The organism is Arcticibacter sp., from assembly GCF_045629565.1.
Classification (GTDB): Bacteria; Bacteroidota; Bacteroidia; order Sphingobacteriales; family Sphingobacteriaceae; genus Arcticibacter.
This window is the reverse complement of the sequence record NZ_JAZQRL010000100.1, coordinates 186,220-201,458: the sequence shown is the minus strand read 5'-3', so window position 1 is coordinate 201,458 and position 15,239 is coordinate 186,220. Positions and strand designations below refer to the sequence as shown.

12 protein-coding genes are annotated in these 15,239 nt (G+C 46.3%); 5 read left to right on the top strand and 7 right to left on the bottom strand.

Annotated features, from left to right (window positions below; all coding sequences use genetic code 11):
* Positions 1-58 precede the first annotated feature (58 nt).
* Complete coding sequence (locus ACKI5J_RS12790) at positions 59-2,686, bottom strand: glycoside hydrolase family 3 C-terminal domain-containing protein (protein WP_407429865.1); 2,628 nt, start codon at positions 2,684-2,686, stop codon at positions 59-61.
* 212 nt (positions 2,687-2,898) lie between these two features.
* Between ACKI5J_RS12790 and ACKI5J_RS12785 the strand changes: the two genes are divergently transcribed.
* Together ACKI5J_RS12785 and ACKI5J_RS12780 are read left to right on the top strand one after the other, a co-directional pair.
* Entirely contained in the window at positions 2,899-5,337 is a 2,439-nt protein-coding gene (locus ACKI5J_RS12785; RefSeq protein ID WP_407429864.1) for a PIG-L family deacetylase, read from the top strand.
* A 124-nt stretch (positions 5,338-5,461) separates the two neighbouring features.
* Complete coding sequence (locus tag ACKI5J_RS12780; RefSeq protein ID WP_407429863.1) at positions 5,462-7,165, top strand: sodium:solute symporter; 1,704 nt, start codon at positions 5,462-5,464, stop codon at positions 7,163-7,165.
* Positions 7,166-7,250: 85 nt separating this feature from the next.
* On the opposite strand, the gene ACKI5J_RS12775 is transcribed toward ACKI5J_RS12780, so the two are convergent.
* Positions 7,251-8,099, bottom strand: coding sequence for a DUF2911 domain-containing protein (locus ACKI5J_RS12775; protein ID WP_407429862.1), 849 nt, complete (start codon positions 8,097-8,099; stop codon positions 7,251-7,253).
* A gap of 69 nt (positions 8,100-8,168) precedes the next feature.
* Here ACKI5J_RS12775 and ACKI5J_RS12770 point away from each other — a divergent pair, with 69 nt between their 5' ends.
* Positions 8,169-9,377, top strand: coding sequence for a PmoA family protein (locus tag ACKI5J_RS12770; protein WP_407429861.1), 1,209 nt, complete (start codon positions 8,169-8,171; stop codon positions 9,375-9,377).
* 84 nt (positions 9,378-9,461) lie between these two features.
* Here the strand turns inward: ACKI5J_RS12770 and ACKI5J_RS12765 are convergent, their stop codons facing one another.
* On the bottom strand, positions 9,462-10,340 hold the full coding sequence (locus ACKI5J_RS12765) for an aminotransferase class IV (RefSeq protein ID WP_407429860.1): 879 nt from the start codon (positions 10,338-10,340) through the stop codon (positions 9,462-9,464).
* A 141-nt stretch (positions 10,341-10,481) separates the two neighbouring features.
* On the opposite strand from ACKI5J_RS12765, the gene ACKI5J_RS12760 reads away from it, so the two are divergent.
* A complete protein-coding gene (locus tag ACKI5J_RS12760; RefSeq protein WP_407429859.1) occupies positions 10,482-10,859 on the top strand; it encodes a BlaI/MecI/CopY family transcriptional regulator in 378 nt (125 codons plus the stop codon).
* 4 nt (positions 10,860-10,863) lie between these two features.
* Positions 10,864-12,480 carry a M56 family metallopeptidase gene (locus ACKI5J_RS12755; RefSeq protein WP_407429858.1) on the top strand — a complete coding sequence of 539 codons (1,617 nt, stop codon included), beginning with the start codon at positions 10,864-10,866 and terminating at the stop codon, positions 12,478-12,480.
* Positions 12,481-12,514: 34 nt separating this feature from the next.
* Here ACKI5J_RS12755 and ACKI5J_RS12750 read toward each other — a convergent pair whose 3' ends face one another.
* From ACKI5J_RS12750 to ACKI5J_RS12735, 4 genes are all read right to left on the bottom strand, one after another.
* A complete protein-coding gene (locus ACKI5J_RS12750) occupies positions 12,515-13,369 on the bottom strand; it encodes a VOC family protein (RefSeq protein WP_407429857.1) in 855 nt (284 codons plus the stop codon).
* Positions 13,370-13,396: 27 nt separating this feature from the next.
* Complete coding sequence (locus ACKI5J_RS12745) at positions 13,397-14,029, bottom strand: DinB family protein (RefSeq protein ID WP_407429856.1); 633 nt, start codon at positions 14,027-14,029, stop codon at positions 13,397-13,399.
* Positions 14,026-14,454 (bottom strand): VOC family protein, encoded by a 429-nt coding sequence (locus ACKI5J_RS12740; RefSeq protein WP_407429855.1) that lies wholly within the window; start codon positions 14,452-14,454, stop codon positions 14,026-14,028. The genes ACKI5J_RS12745 and ACKI5J_RS12740 overlap by 4 nt, the downstream gene beginning before the upstream one ends.
* Before the next feature lie 104 nt (positions 14,455-14,558).
* Positions 14,559-15,233, bottom strand: a complete 675-nt coding sequence (locus tag ACKI5J_RS12735; RefSeq protein WP_407429854.1) for a Crp/Fnr family transcriptional regulator — start codon at positions 15,231-15,233, stop codon at positions 14,559-14,561.
* Between the last annotated feature and the right edge of the window lie 6 nt (positions 15,234-15,239).

Sequence of the window (15,239 nt, the reverse complement as noted above, 5' to 3'; positions counted from 1 at the left end):
CACAAAAAAAAGGTCTGTGATGTAAGTCACAGACCGTTAAAAAAAGTACTGGTTTCTATTAGAGAACAGTTAAGACTTTTTGCGCGACCTTTTTATTACTGATTGCGCCTGGGTTTGGCTGACTCCCCCCAGTGGTGATCATCACCTTTCCCTTCGGCTGGCGAGCGGTTCCGTCTTCACCTACGACAGACAGGTCCTCAGGGTTGAGGGTGAACGATACCACCTGGCTCTCGCCTTTTTTGAGGAATACCCGTTTAAATCCCCTAAGCGATCTTAAAGCAGTTTTATTTTTGCCATCGTGCGAAAGATACAACTGGACAACTTCATCGCCGTCACGGGTACCTGAATTGGTAACCCGAACATTAACGGACACTTTATCTCCCGTCTTTACATTCCCTGGAATATTCAGCTGATCGTAAGTGAAAGTGGTATAGCTTAAGCCATGACCGAATTCGAACAGCGGCTTTCCGGTAAAGTATCGGTAAGTACGGTTGTTCATGGAATAATCATTAAATGGTGGTAGATCGGAATCCTTTCCATAAAATGTTACCGGCAAACGGCCTGCAGGATTGTAGTCACCAAAAAGTACATCTGCTATCGCCGTACCGGCAGACTGTCCACCATACCAGGCATTAACAATTGCCGGAACATTTTCAGCTTCCCAGGGGGTAGCGATAGCACTTCCTGTCATCATTACAAATACAAGAGGTTTACCAGTAGACTGGAGTGCTTTCATCATTTCCGTCTGAACAGCAGGCAATAAAATGGAAGTACGGTCACCTCCATCGAAGCCCACCTCATTCACCTTCATTTCTTCACCTTCAAGCTGCGGCGAAATACCGCCCACATAGATGATCGCATCTGCGTCTTTCAGACGGTTGGCCAATTGCTGGAAGTTCGTTTTCGCAAAATCTCCCGCACGAAGCTTTATAGAAGCCTTTCCACCATCCTGATAGTACTCCATAACTAAACGATAGGTTTTGCCCTTTTCGGTGTTTAACCTGAAGCTTTTCGCCCCCCACCTGTTCCTTGTCCAGGCGTTCAGTTCTTCCTTTCCATTGACAGAAAAGCGGTAACCGTCATCGCCTTCCACTTCAAAGGTGATGCTTCCGGTCTCGGTTGCTTTGTAGTCTGTAGTATAACGTGCGGAAAAACTGTAGGCTTTCATTTGATTCACTACTGTTTCACCTTCCTGCCAGCTATGGTTGATATCCTGTTCGATACGGCTAACGATAGGGCTGCCACTGAGCTCTTTATTGCTGAAATATTCGACTTTCACACCTTTTTTTCCATCAAAGCTGTATTGTGCACTCACATCTCTGTAAATAAGCAATGTGTCCTTTGTGAAGGTAGTCGCACGCTCAAATACCACTTCGGTGCCCGGTCCGAGCTTGTTCTTTATACCTTTCAGGGCAGTTACCACTTCTGATGGAGTTCCGTTGTAGTTTCCAAGAACAGAAATCTCGTTATCGGCATTCGGTCCGAGTACAGCAATCTTCTTCAGCTTTTTACTTAGAGGAAGAACATTGTTTTGATTTTTCAGCAGTACAATGGATTGCTGAGCCATCTTAAGGGCATGCGCGCGGTGCGGCTCACTTTCCAGCACAGAAACCGGCGTTTGTGCATATTTAACCATGGCGACCGGGTCAAACATGCCCAGCTTGAACCGGATGGTAAACAATCGCTTTACGGAAACATCGATTTGTTTCTCGGTTATTTTCCCTTGCTTTACTGCCTGCACCAGCGCTTTATATGCTTCCTCTCCACAGTCAAGGTCTGTTCCGTGCATCACAGCGTCTGCGGAGGCACTCGCTGCATCAGGATGGGTTTTGTGATTTTTATAAAAATCGTCTATCGCCCAACAGTCAGATGTTACATAACCATCGAAGTTCCATTGATTTCTCAGGATATCAGTCATCAGCAGATCGCTTCCACAACATGGCTGACCCTGATAGGCGTTATATGCACACATGACACCTGCAACTTTCCCCCGGACGATCAACTCTTCAAATGCGGGCAGATAAGTGTCCCACAGATCATATTTGCTGACAGTGACATCAAATACATGCCTTAAGGGCTCAGGACCACTGTGGACGGCATAATGCTTGGCGCAGGCGGCGGCTTTCAGATATTTCGGATCGTCCCCCTGAAGCCCGTGAACAAAGGCTTTGCCCAGCATAGCCGTCAGATAAGGATCCTCCCCGTAGGTTTCCTGACCTCTGCCCCAGCGGGGATCTCTGAATATGTTTATGTTCGGCGTCCAGTAAGTAAGGCCGACATAGCGCTGACCCTCTTTTCCGTCAGCAATAGCCTTGTTATAGATTGCCCTGCCTTCTAAAGCTGAAAAGTCAGCCATATGAAATAAAGACAAGGTGTCAAATGTAGCTGCCATACCGATTGCCTGCGGAAATACGGTTACCTTATAAGGCGTACGCGCCACTCCGTGAAGTACTTCGTTCCACCAGTCATATGCCGGAATCCCGAGACGCTCAATAGCTGGTGCGGCATTTAACATCTGTGCTACCTTCTCTTCCAAAGTCAGCTTCGAAACAAGGTCATCCACCCGTGCCTCAATGCTTTTCGCGGGATCCTGAAAGAGATAGGTATAAGGAGCTTGTTGCGGAGGCTTGAAGGACGTGGTTGCCACGAGGATCAATACAATCAGTAGGTTAAGTGGTTTGTTCATGGAAAAAATTTTAATGTTCAGCTTCATGCCAACGTTGGTATTTTAGGTTAAGTTAGTTGAATCGTTTCCATAAAACTATAAATTTATCCTGTGTCTTTATTGAAAAAAGAGATATTTAGCGAAATATGCGCGTATCAATCATCTTTTTTACAGACATTGCATGGTAAGGTATATCGAAGGCATTAAATTTACTCCCCCTACTACATCATAAAATGAAACTTTTTTTCCTTGTCTGCAATTTTCTGCTCTTATCTTGTATTGTCTTAGGTCAGACTTCCGTGCAGCTTTCTTCGTCAGAAATTAAACTAGGCATTCAGAAGCTCAGAGTTACAGGCAGCGTGCTGTATATCGCCGCGCATCCTGACGACGAAAACACGCGGTTGTTGTCTTACCTGGCCACTGAACGCCAGGTAAGAACCGGTTATCTTTCACTAACGAGAGGAGATGGAGGGCAAAATCTGATCGGCACAGAACAAGCTGAGGAGCTTGGGCTGATTCGCACACAGGAACTCCTGGCAGCAAGAAAAATAGATGGAGCGGAACAATTTTTCACCAGAGCCAATGACTTTGGTTTCTCCAAGACATCCGAAGAGACGTTCAAGATCTGGAACAAAGACAGCATTTTGTCAGATGTTGTATGGGTAATCCGAAAGTTCAGACCTGATGTTATCATAACGCGCTTTCCACCTGATGCCAGGGCCGGTCACGGACATCATGCAGCTTCTGCTATTTTAGCAATCGAAGCATTTAAAGCAGCCGCAGATCCCCTCGCCTTTCCAGAGCAGCTTTCCTTTGTCAAGCCCTGGAAGTCACACCGCATTTTATGGAATACGTTCAATTTCGGGGGAAATAACACAACGAGCGAAGATCAACTGAAGATTGATGTGGGACAGTATAATGCTCTTCTGGGCCAGTCTTACGGGGAAATTGCATCTGAGAGCCGCTCACAGCACAAATCACAGGGATTTGGAGTAGCCAAGCAAAGGGGTGAATCGTTTGAATACTTTCAATTGTTAGGCGGTGCACCTGCCAGGAAAGATCTTTTGGAGGGCAGGGAGGAGAATTGGAAAATAGCACCAAACGGTGCTTCCATTGCCAAGCTCGTTGCAGAGGTTAACCGCGATTACCGGATCGAGTCGCCAGAAAAGTCTGTGCCCGCATTGCTACGGCTATACGAAATGATGTCGGGTCTTCCGGATCAACAACTCAAGGCGCTAAAAATGGCCGAAGTAGCGGATCTCATTCTTGCAGCGAGCGGCACGTGGTTCGAAGTATATGCGTCAGAGCCGGCCTACTCTATTACAGATAGTATCCCTCTAAGAATTCAGGCCATCTCCCGATACCCGGGTGGTGCAGCTATCGCTCCAATCATCAGCGGAGCTTCAGAGCAGAAAACTTCGTTAGCCTATAACCGGATGGAGTCTCTGGATGAACGTGTTAAAGCATCTCGTCTAAGTCAGCCTTATTGGCTGGAAAACGCACATCCGATAGGCGAATACAAGATCAGCAACAGGGAATATATTGGCATGGCTGAGAGTCCTGCTCCGCTTGCAATCACAATCAACCTTCACATTGACGGCCGGACGATTCCATATAACAGACCCGTAGTCTACAAATTCACCGATCCTGTACGGGGTGAGGTGTACCGCAAGCTGGAAGTGACTCCGCCTGTCGTTATCGCTCTCCAAAGCTCCCGCTTACTTTACACGGATGAGCAACCGCAATCCTTAGAGGTGAAGTTGAAATCGTTCAATAGCGCTGCTAAAGGTGATTTGCGGCTCAAATTACCAGATGGATGGACATCAAATCCGCAATCAGTTCCCTATCAGATGACGACCAAAGGAGAAGAGCGAACATTCAGATTTGAGGTAAAAGCGGGTCAATCGGCCGTATCAGGACAGTTGACCGCTGAGTTAACCACTGACGGAGTCACGTGGAGCAAGGCAATGAGAAGCATTCACTATGATCATATCCCGGCCACAACCTGGTTTCCGGAAGCTGCCATTAATCTGGTGCGACTGCAAGTCAGGAAGGCAGGCAACAGGATTGGATATATACCCGGAGCCGGCGATCTTATCCCCGAGTCTTTGAAGCAAATGGGATACGAGGTGATCATGCTGAGCCCGGGATCCCTGGATAACATTGACTTGAGCTCTTTTGACGCCATTGTTGCCGGCATACGACTTTACAACGTTTCGCCCGCTATCAAACATGCCAATGATAAACTTTTAAAGTATGTAGAGGACGGTGGTGTATTACTCGTACAATATAACGTCAGCCAGCCTTTGATGCTCCCTAATATTGGCCCTTACCCTTTTTCCATTACGCGTAGCCGGGTAACCGAGGAAGATGCACCCGTTAAGATGCTTCATCCAGAACACCGGATCTTCAATTACCCGAATAAGATCACTGCCCGGGACTTTGATGGCTGGGTACAGGAACGAGGTTTATATTTCGGCGGTTCAATTGATCCGAGGTATGAATCGCTGCTTGCCATGCGAGATATGGGCGAAGTTGAAAATACGGGAGCTTTATTTGTTTCAAACTATGGAAAAGGTAGATTTGTCTATACCGGTTTGTCTTTTTTCAGACAACTCCCTGCTGGCGTACCTGGCGCCTACCGTCTGTTTGTAAATCTTATTTCCCGCTGAAAATGAAAGAGAACAAAGAAGGCCTTCCTCCTTTCATACGATCCTGGAAGCAATTTTACCTGATCATTTTATTATGGCTCATTTTCATGATAGCCGCTTTCTCCGTGATAACTAATATTTACTCATGAGCTTAGTTGATTGGGTTGTTCTTGGAATAACATTAGCTTCGATAGTTATCTATGGCGTATGGAAGAGCAGTGGCAGCCGAAATATGGACCACTATTTTCTGGGAGATCAGTCTTTGCCATGGTACCACGTCGGGCTGTCTGTTATGGCGACACAGGCAAGCGCCATCACCTTCCTGTCGGCACCCGGACAGGCGTTTTCAGATGGGATGAGGTTTGTGCAGTTCTATTTCGGCTTACCTCTGGCGATGATTGTTCTCTGCATCACGTTCGTGCCAATCTTTCACAGGCTGAAGATCTATACTGCCTACGAATATCTTGAGCAACGATTTGATCTTAAGACCCGCGCTTTTACCGCGTTTCTGTTCTTGATACAGAGGGGTTTATCTACAGGCATCTCTATCTATGCTCCTGCTATTATTCTATCGACCATACTGCAAATTGATACCCTTTACACAACCCTGTTTACCGGCGGATTGGTGATCATATACACCGTTTATGGGGGAACTAAGGCGGTATCATACACACAGCTTCTACAGATGAGCATTATCTTTTCCGGACTCTTTTTGGCGGGGATCGTTGTTGTTATGCTTTTACCGGATAATGTAGGTATGCACAAAGCCTTGCATATTGCCGGCAGCATGGATCGGATGAATGTAATCGACTGGAACTTTGACTGGGACAACCGCTATACGGTGTGGACCGGAATTCTGGGAGGCTTCTTTTTGCAGCTCTCCTATTTTGGCACTGACCAGTCGCAGGTAGGGAGGTATCTTACCGGAAAGTCTGTTAACCAGAGCAGGCTCGGGCTCATCATGAATGCCGTAGTAAAGATCCCGATGCAGTTTTTGATTCTCCTGATCGGTGTGCTGGTATTCGCTTTTTATCAGTACAATCAGCCTCCTTTGTTCTTCAATAGCTATGAAGTAAAGCGCATATCTGAGTCTCCGCTCAGCAAGGAATACAATCAGCTAGATGAACGGTATCAGGCAGAATTTCAGGAGCGGCGGAAAGTTGCTACGCTACTTGCTGAAGATAGCGAGAATCCACTGCTGAGGAAACAGGTCAAAGAGTCGAACCAGGCTATGGAAAAGACCAGGGACGAAGCGACTGCTTTGATGAAGAGGAACAATAAGGAAGCGGATACCAACGATTCGAATTATGTCTTTCTAACTTTCGTTACGCAGCATCTTCCAAAGGGGCTGGTGGGACTGCTGATTGCGATCATCTTTCTTGCCTCGATGGGTTCTATAGCCAGCGCATTTAATTCCCTGGCTTCCACCACTTCGGTGGATATCTATAAGCGTTTGATAAATCCAAACGCCAGTGAGGAGAACTACCTTAAGTTTTCCAGGGCCAGTACCATCGGATGGGGACTGATCAGCATCGGCATGGCGCTATACGCCGGAAAAATGGGGAATCTGATTGAGGCCGTCAACATATTAGGTTCGCTATTCTACGGAACTATTCTAGGCATATTTGTAGTAGCCTTTTATGTTAAATGGGTTAAGGGAAATGCCGTTTTCGTGGCGGCGGTTGTGGCAGAAGTTTTAGTATGCCTGGCGTACTACTATGAAGTAATGGCTTATCTCTGGCTAAACGTACTCGGCTGTGTACTGGTGGTCATCTTCAGTATTCTTGCTGAAATGCTGCTTCCAAAACAAGAGGAGAAAGCGACGCTTCGGGGAGCAGGTGGAGGATAATCACCGGGGGTACTTTCCTGGACGTCTCAAAGGAAATCTAAAGATCACTGCGCCTGCTATCGGCAGGACGCAGTTAAAGTGTTGGTTATTTACCGGCTTCTGCTATCAGTTTCTTATTCAAAGCGACGTAATCGGGATTATTCTGAGCCTCAGCTTTCTTCATAGAGCTTTGAGCCGCAGCTATTGCACCCTTCTTATCATTCTTCTTTAATAAGATCTTTGCTTTAAGATGCTCTACCCAATAGGCGTCGGGTTGTAACTTTACCGCCTCAGTAGCCCAGGCCGCAGCTTTGTTGATGTCAAGCCCTTTTTCAAAGTAATAGCTTGCTGCCTGAAAATAGGGTTTCTTCTCACCCTTCATCGCCTGATCGATTGATGCAAGGATCCTGTCGTCTATATCCGCTTTGACGGTAAATCCTACCGCGACATTAGCCCATAACAGCTGGATATCAACAGCGTTCGCCGTTTGATTGGTGAAAAGAATGGTGAAATTTTCCACGTTCAAAGGAAGTTGCTGTGGTGCAGCGCTGAACCTCATCAGATCATCGGCTTCCTGATAACCCGAAGATCCCCATAAAGAGAGCTTTTTGCTTAAGATAAATGTCCATTGGCTCTCTCCTGGTATGGTGTAAAGTGCATATTCCCCGGCGGGTACTGGCTTTCCATTGATGGAGACTGGCTCGCCGAACTTGATCTTTGTAGGGGAATTAGCTCCTGTCCGCCAAATTTGCCCGTATGGAACCAGGTCACCAAAAATAGTCCTTCCCTTCACTGCCGGTCTGGAATAGCTTACCGAAATATTGGAAAGTGCAAACTCCTGGGTAACTGTTTGGGCAGGGCTCGGAGCAGGCAGCTTCACATCCTGGGCTTGCAGGTTAGCAGACAGCATTACCCCCGCGACTGCCATCACGATAACTCTTCTTATTTTGTTCATAATGTTATTTATATTTAACAAATTAAGGGATAAATTAAGAAAGTTCCCTCAGTAAGACCAATTCCTAGGATGTTTAAGAGATTTGTTACACTATTTTTAATTTCGACGTCGGCTCAGGGCTACGGACAGAAAGCCCTCCAGTTAACCGTTTCCAACAACGGAGATGCAAGGAAGAGCAGTATTATAAGCTTCCCGTACAAACAATCGGCAGGCAAGGCACAACTCCAGCTCGTTGATCGCGTGAGCAAAGCCATATACCCTGTTCAGGTGCTGCCGGGTGGTGAAGCGGTCAGCATAATTGACATTGATGCCGGTGAAAAGAAGGTTCTCAGCCTCGCGAAAGCAAAGAAGGCACAGGCCACTATAACAGCGATTAAGTCGCAAACGGATTATAGCGTTATGCTTGCGGGGAAGCAAGTTCTAGGCTTCCAGACAGGTCAGGCGCCTTTGCCGGATGGTGTAGCCCCTGTCTACAGAAGGGGTGGTTATGTGCATCCAGTACTTTCGCCCGGCGGACTACAGATAACAGATGATTACCCGTCAGATCACAAGCATCATCATGGGGTATGGGCAGCCTGGACTAAAACGTCGTTCCGTGGAAACAAGCCGGATTTCTGGAATGTAGATGATAATACAGGTGCCGTACTTTTCGAAGGAATTGACCATATTCAATCGGGCCCGGTATTGGCATTGCTCTCAGCAAAAAACAGCTATATAGATAAGACGTCAATACCTCATACGAAGGTTTTAGATGAAGATTTTACCGTTCGCGTTTTTAACCTGACAGGATCGGACAAGCCTTATTACTTGTTTGATGTTGAGCTGAGACAAGAATGTGCGACGTCAGATCCCCTTAAGCTCCTGCATCATATATATGGCGGCATTGCCTTCCGAGGTAACGGCGAATGGAACGGAACGGGCAATGCAAACTTCCTTACTTCGGTAGGAAAGGACAGAGAGACAGGGAATGCCACGGCTGCCGACTGGATCCGCGTCAGCGGAAATGTAGCTGGTCAGGAAACCGGGATTACCATTCTGTCTCACCCTGAAAACTTTCGGGCTCCACAACCGCTAAGGATTCATCCGAAAGAGCCTTACATCAGTTTCGCTCCGTCTCAGGCCGGAGAATTCGTGATCGAGCCCGGAAAACCCTATATAGCGAGATATCGGTTCATCGTTTATGACGGTGATGCAGATATTCGTTTTATAGACCGCATGTGGCGTGATTACAGTAAGCCGCTGGAGGTAAAAACTACAATGGGCGAGGATCAGGATTAGCATCGGCCCTGCGTTATGCCCACCAGTCAGAACTGGATCTCCGGAGGAAATGCTACGCGCTAATATTTGTCTATAGAAGGTTAATTACCGGTCGATCTCGGCCGCCACATAGTCTATAAACGCCCTTTGAAGCCTTTTGGTGAGCGGACCTCCATCCTCTGTCTTAAACACTTCGTTACCGTCTACCCTGACGGAAGTAACCGCGGTAATCTGTACGGTGGTTCCGGTCAGAAAAACCTCATCTACATACTTCATCTCATCGGTTCGGACAGCTTCCTCTTTAAAGGCGAAGCCTAGCTTTTCACACAGGCCTATTACCACCTTCCTAGTGATGCCGGGCAATATATGATGACCCTCAGGATGTGTGTATACCGTATTGTCTTTAACGAAAAAAACAGATGTGTGTGAGCCCTCTGTAATATATCCATCCCTGGAAAGAAGGTTTTCAAGGACTCCTTGCCGGTGGGCTTCGTTGTTTGCCTGCACGTTCGCCATTAAAGAAATGGATTTGATATCGCACCTGTGCCATCGAATGTCCTCGGAGACGATTACACCGGCGAGCTTACTCTCAAACCCCTTCAATGTGATGGGGTAAGCATAGAGCAGAATACTGGGCCTTACACCTTCAGGAAAAAAATGGGTTCGCGGTGCTACCCCTCTGGTCACCTGTACATAGATTGCTGCATCAGAGGAGTCCAGGGACGACCGCCTGAGGCACTCGAGCAACAGGGGCTGTAGGTCGCCAACGTTGAAGTCAATCGCGACCGCGTTCAAGCCGTTTTGAAACCGCGTCATATGTCCCTCCAGGGCAAATGGCTTCCCCTTATAAACGGGGATGACTTCGTAAATCCCGTCACCGAGCATATATCCGCGGTCGAAGACCGAAACATACGCGCTATCGTGAGACAGCCATTCTCCGTTGAGGTAAACGAGGTCAGGAAAGGATTTCTTGGTAACTACCATGCGATAAGATGTCAAAAATGATTAATGAACAGTATACAGTTGTTACAACAATGTACACAAATAAATAAACAATCAGGAAGATTCCTTTTTTATTTACGAAATCATTCGTAATATTACATACGAAAATATTCGTAGATAAGAATGTCCAGCAAACCAACAGATAGTGAATTAGAAATCCTGCAGATCCTTTGGGAGCTTAAAAGCGCCACGGTAAGGGAAGTGAATGAAGCGTTGTCGAAAAACAAGGATAAAGAAGTAGGCTATACTACAACGCTTAAGCTCATGCAGATCATGCATGAGAAGGAATTGGTTGTTCGCGACGTAAGCTCCCGGACACATATTTACAAGCCTTTAATCAGTCAGAAAGACACACAGGTCAATCTGGTGAGCAAGATTATCGACACGGTGTTTAACGGCTCGCCATCCCAACTGGTCATGCAGGCTCTTAACAGCAAGAAATCCTCTCCAAAGGAAATAGAGCTTATACGGAAATACTTGGAACAGATGCAAAAACAATAAAATTATGGAAACCTCTGCATTTATTGAAGCCTTGACCGAAACGCTGCTTATTTCGACAGCGCAGGCTTTTGCGATTGTGCTTTTTTTCAGAGTAATGTTTGGTGCAGTACCGGATATCCCTTCTGCAATCAAATACCGGCTATGGTATTCGTCGCTCGTTCTGATTTTTGGCCTTTTCGTTTATACCTTATTTTCGCTTTACAACCAAAAGCTTGAGCTGGACACCTTAACCAGGGTAGTATCGGAAAATCATGCCGGGACACATCAAATCAGCTGGTTGGATAAGGCAGAGGCATGGAAACAAGAATATGCTGGCTGGATTGCATCGTTATATTTAGCGGGTGTTGGTATACAGTTTCTGTCTCTTGCTTTCGCATGGTTCCGGACGCGGACTTTGGGTAAGTCCGATCCGCTTTTGGAAGAACCTGTATGGATAGCAAAATTAAACGCACTGCGCCGGCAGCTCGACATTGTGAAACATGTCAGCCTGCATGTTTCAGAAAAGATCAAGGTTCCGGTAACAGCCGGTTTTTTAAAGCCTGTTATTATATTACCTCTGGCAATGGTTTCCAGGCTTAGCCCGGAGCAGGTCGAATCTATACTATTACATGAGTTAGCGCATATTAAAAGGCTTGATTATCTATGGAATATAGTACAAAAGGTTATCGAAAGTATACTTTTCTTTAATCCTTTCGTTTGGCTGATCGTTAAAGAAATACACAAGGAACGTGAGTACTGCTGTGATGAAATCGTCGTTAGCAAAACGTCGGATCCCCTGACGTACGCAAAAGCCTTGCTCCAACTAGAGGTCCAGGTAAAGTATAACGAACTGGCCATGGCCGCCAGCGGTGAAGAAAAGTATCCGCTTCTTGACAGGATCAAGAGAATTTCGGGAATGAAGAATCCCGATCCTTCGCCTAAAACAGGCCTGATCGTCTTGGTTACCATACTGTGTGTGGGCTTGTCTCTTGCTGTTGCATTACCACAAGAAGAAACGGATGTTATTGTTGTTAAAAACGAAGCGTTATCCGATAAACGGCAGGAAATAACCGTTCAAAAGGTTGAAGAAACCATATCTTCATCAGATAATGATGAGGGCCGGCCGGTGCTGAATAAATACCTGCTGAAAGCTTCCAAAAAGACGGATACCGTATGTTTGGAAGACGCAACGATGGGCCTGCACCAGAGAGAGCTCCGGAAACATGCTGAAATAGCCAGGGAACACGCATTGCTTCAGGCGAAACACCATGCGAGCGTCCGCCAGCATGCTGAGGAGGTAAAAAAGCATTTCGAGAGTCAGGAATGGAAAGACATGCAAAAAAAATTGGCTGAGCACAGCGCAGCTGTAGCCGAGGCCGCCCTGGATGCACAGTATCTTGACGAGCTCCCTCTTCCTCCTCCTCCTCCTGAGCTTCCAAAAGAACAGGGAAAGCTGCATCTGCAAATCGAAAAACTGCAAAGAAAGTTCGAAAGTCCGGAATGGCAGGCCAAGCATATGGCACTTCTCAGAAAATTAACCCATGTTACCAGGAAGGTAACATCGGTCGATTGGGATAAAAAAGGTGAAGATATTGGGATTCAGGTAGAAGAGCTGGTAAGAGGATTCGATGCCTTGCCCTAGGCAATTACTTTCTGCCTCTGCCGCAACCACTGGATTAAATCTCACCTGAGCCTCTCTTCAGCCCTGCTATATCGATTTTACCCATCTTCATTAAGGCCGCGGTCACTTGCGGACCTGTGACCGGGTCTTTCATCAGGTTGCTTAACGCGGAAGGAACAACCTGCCACCATACGCCAAAGGAGTCCTGACACCAACCGCATTGGCTTTCTTTGCCCCCTTCAGTGAGATTGAGCCAGTAGAAGTCAATTTCCTCTTGTGACTCGCAACTCAGTACGAGGCTTATACCCTCGTTAAAGCTGAAGCCATGCGGCATCGAACTGTCCATCGCCGCGAAGCGGCATCCGTCGATATAGAACTGGGAGTATTTGATATTTCCCGTCGTATCCTGATCACCAACTTCGTAACGGGCTATCAATTCGATATCAGAGTTTTTAAACAAGGAGGTGTAAAAGTTAATGGCCCGCTCTGCATTTCCGTTCTGCTGGCCTACAAACATCAAAGACGGAAAGACGTCGGGGTTCTCGAGGTCCTTCTTTCCAAGACTAAGCTGCCATGAAACCCCGTACTGGTCTTGCACCCATCCGTACTTATCGCTCCATGGATAGCTATTTAGCGGCATCAGAACATTCCCGCCTTCGCTGAGTAAGGTCCAGGCGCGATCGATTTCCTCTTCTGAACCGCAGATAGTAAAGAAAGATATGCATGGATTAGGTCTGAACTGCGGACCTCCGTTGAGTCCCATAAATGGCTTATTTTTAATGGAGAAGGTGCACACCAAAGGTGTACACTCTTCCAATTTGGCATCGTTGAAGGCACGGCAGTATAGCCTGGCGGCTTCTTCTGCTTTTCCATCAAACCAAAGGCAGGGATAAACAGGTCTTTTCATCATATCGGTTAGCTACTTAATTGCCGTGATCTATTTCTTGGGAAAATTTTTGTCTGCTTTGACTTCCTCGATTTGGAGTGTATGCCTGGAGGTGTGTCCGGCAATAAATAAGAAAGACTGAAAAGCGTCAATGGGTCCGAATGGAGAGTCACTGATGTGATTACGGAGGTCGCTCTCTTGCACGCCTTCTAAATACGCTAGAATCACTTTTCTACCATCTTGCAAATCATCGAGTGCCTTTGAAGCGTTATTGAGTTGATTCTTTCCGGTTATATCGTCAGTCGCTTTGGCTTTAAAGGACCTGTCATTGATTCCTTTGATAATGTCCTCGTCTTTCGACTTAACTTCCGACCGGCGCTCTGGGGTAGCGGGCTTCTCCATTGCCTGCTTAGCATAATCGAATAGCACTTTTTCAGTGGCGACAATGTGCTCCATGCACTCCCCCACAGACCATTTGTCAGTCGCAGGCTTGAAATAGAGTTGTGCCGGACTTAAACCTTCGGTACTTTTTTTAAGGGCGTCAAAGGTCTGCTGATAATAATTCAGCAGAAAGTTTTTTCCGTTCAATGATGCGACCGAATGCTGATCGACTGAAGCTTGTTGTGCGTTGATGCTGCCAGCTGCTAATAGTAGCGCCATCAACATGTATCCGAAGCTTTTCATAAGTTTGGTTGTTGGTTAGCGTAGTTTATCATCCAGAAAGTGCCGAATTTGTCCTGGAATGAACCGAAGTAGTCTCCCCAAAACATATCTTCCAACGGCATTTCGATTTTGCCTCCTTCAGACAGTCCATTAAAGATTCTTTCTGCTTCCTCCCGGCTATCCGGGGAAACGGATATATAATTATTATTTCCGTTCACTAACGTGTGCCCCTGTGATTTGATACAGTCAGACGCCATTAGAAACTGCCCATCGCCTATAGGGATGGAAACATGCATGGCCAGGTTTTTTTCCTCTTCCGACAGGCCTTCTGTCCCCGGTGCCGAGCCCATTTTCTGGATGAATAGTTCACCACCAAAGACCGATTGATAGAACTGGAACGCTTTCTCGGCGTTTCCGTCAAAATTAAGATAGGGATTGAGCTTCATGTTGAGATTAATTTAGTTATGTAGTTGTATTCAAGCCTTTGCTTGATAGACCAAAACTAACGTAACCTCAGGAAAAGCCACTTACCATAAGACAAGAAAAACCTCTAACTTTCCCTTACAAGTTCTTTCCTGATCCTGCTAAGTGATGTGTCCGTAATACCTAAGTAACTGGCGATATACTTTAAAGGGGACTGCTGGAGAATTTGGGGGTGCCTTGAACGTAAGGTTTTGTAACGTTCGCTTGCCGAATCTGTTATCATAGAGATGGTACGTTGTTTCAATTCAAATAAGTTTCCTGACATCCAGGCCCGTCCCCACTCGTTAAATCCTTTAATCGAATGATACAAGACTTGGAAATCGTTAAATGGAATTGAGTAGCACTCGCAATCTGTAAGCGCCTGAAAATACTCTACCGCCGGAATCCCGTGGAATAGCGATATCACATCAATGGCCAATTCGTTTTCGCCGACAAAACCGGTGGTGATATCATTTCCCTCGAAGTCATACACATAAGACCGTATAAGGCCCTTCTCCACACAGAAGTACATTTTTGCCACCTGATCCTTTTTTAACAGGTAATCCCCTTTCCGGAAGTAGACTTTCTTGTGGGCGTTTATTATGGTGTTGACATCCTCAGCAGATAGCAAAGGGTGTTGATAGATTAACTGTAAAGCTGACATCTCTGTTGGTCCGTTATTAGGGTTTTGGTAGATAATCGTTTTGATACTTACTAACTTAATAAATTCACCTGAAAAATACCATGATATACGGGTGTTCATTCAAAA

What these genes read in the sequence shown, in the direction of transcription:
- ACKI5J_RS12755 (WP_407429858.1), top strand. Translation starts at nt 10,864, where the DNA reads ATGGAAACCTCTGCATTTATTGAAGCCTTGACCGAAACGCTGCTTATT.
- ACKI5J_RS12750 (WP_407429857.1), bottom strand. Translation starts at nt 13,369, where the DNA reads ATGATGAAAAGACCTGTTTATCCCTGCCTTTGGTTTGATGGAAAAGCA.
- ACKI5J_RS12770 (WP_407429861.1), top strand. Translation starts at nt 8,169, where the DNA reads ATGTTTAAGAGATTTGTTACACTATTTTTAATTTCGACGTCGGCTCAG.
- ACKI5J_RS12760 (WP_407429859.1), top strand. Translation starts at nt 10,482, where the DNA reads ATGTCCAGCAAACCAACAGATAGTGAATTAGAAATCCTGCAGATCCTT.
- ACKI5J_RS12745 (WP_407429856.1), bottom strand. Translation starts at nt 14,029, where the DNA reads ATGAAAAGCTTCGGATACATGTTGATGGCGCTACTATTAGCAGCTGGC.
- ACKI5J_RS12790 (WP_407429865.1), bottom strand. Translation starts at nt 2,686, where the DNA reads ATGAACAAACCACTTAACCTACTGATTGTATTGATCCTCGTGGCAACC.
- ACKI5J_RS12785 (WP_407429864.1), top strand. Translation starts at nt 2,899, where the DNA reads ATGAAACTTTTTTTCCTTGTCTGCAATTTTCTGCTCTTATCTTGTATT.
- ACKI5J_RS12735 (WP_407429854.1), bottom strand. Translation starts at nt 15,233, where the DNA reads ATGAACACCCGTATATCATGGTATTTTTCAGGTGAATTTATTAAGTTA.
- ACKI5J_RS12740 (WP_407429855.1), bottom strand. Translation starts at nt 14,454, where the DNA reads ATGAAGCTCAATCCCTATCTTAATTTTGACGGAAACGCCGAGAAAGCG.
- ACKI5J_RS12780 (WP_407429863.1), top strand. Translation starts at nt 5,462, where the DNA reads ATGAGCTTAGTTGATTGGGTTGTTCTTGGAATAACATTAGCTTCGATA.
- ACKI5J_RS12775 (WP_407429862.1), bottom strand. Translation starts at nt 8,099, where the DNA reads ATGAACAAAATAAGAAGAGTTATCGTGATGGCAGTCGCGGGGGTAATG.
- ACKI5J_RS12765 (WP_407429860.1), bottom strand. Translation starts at nt 10,340, where the DNA reads ATGGTAGTTACCAAGAAATCCTTTCCTGACCTCGTTTACCTCAACGGA.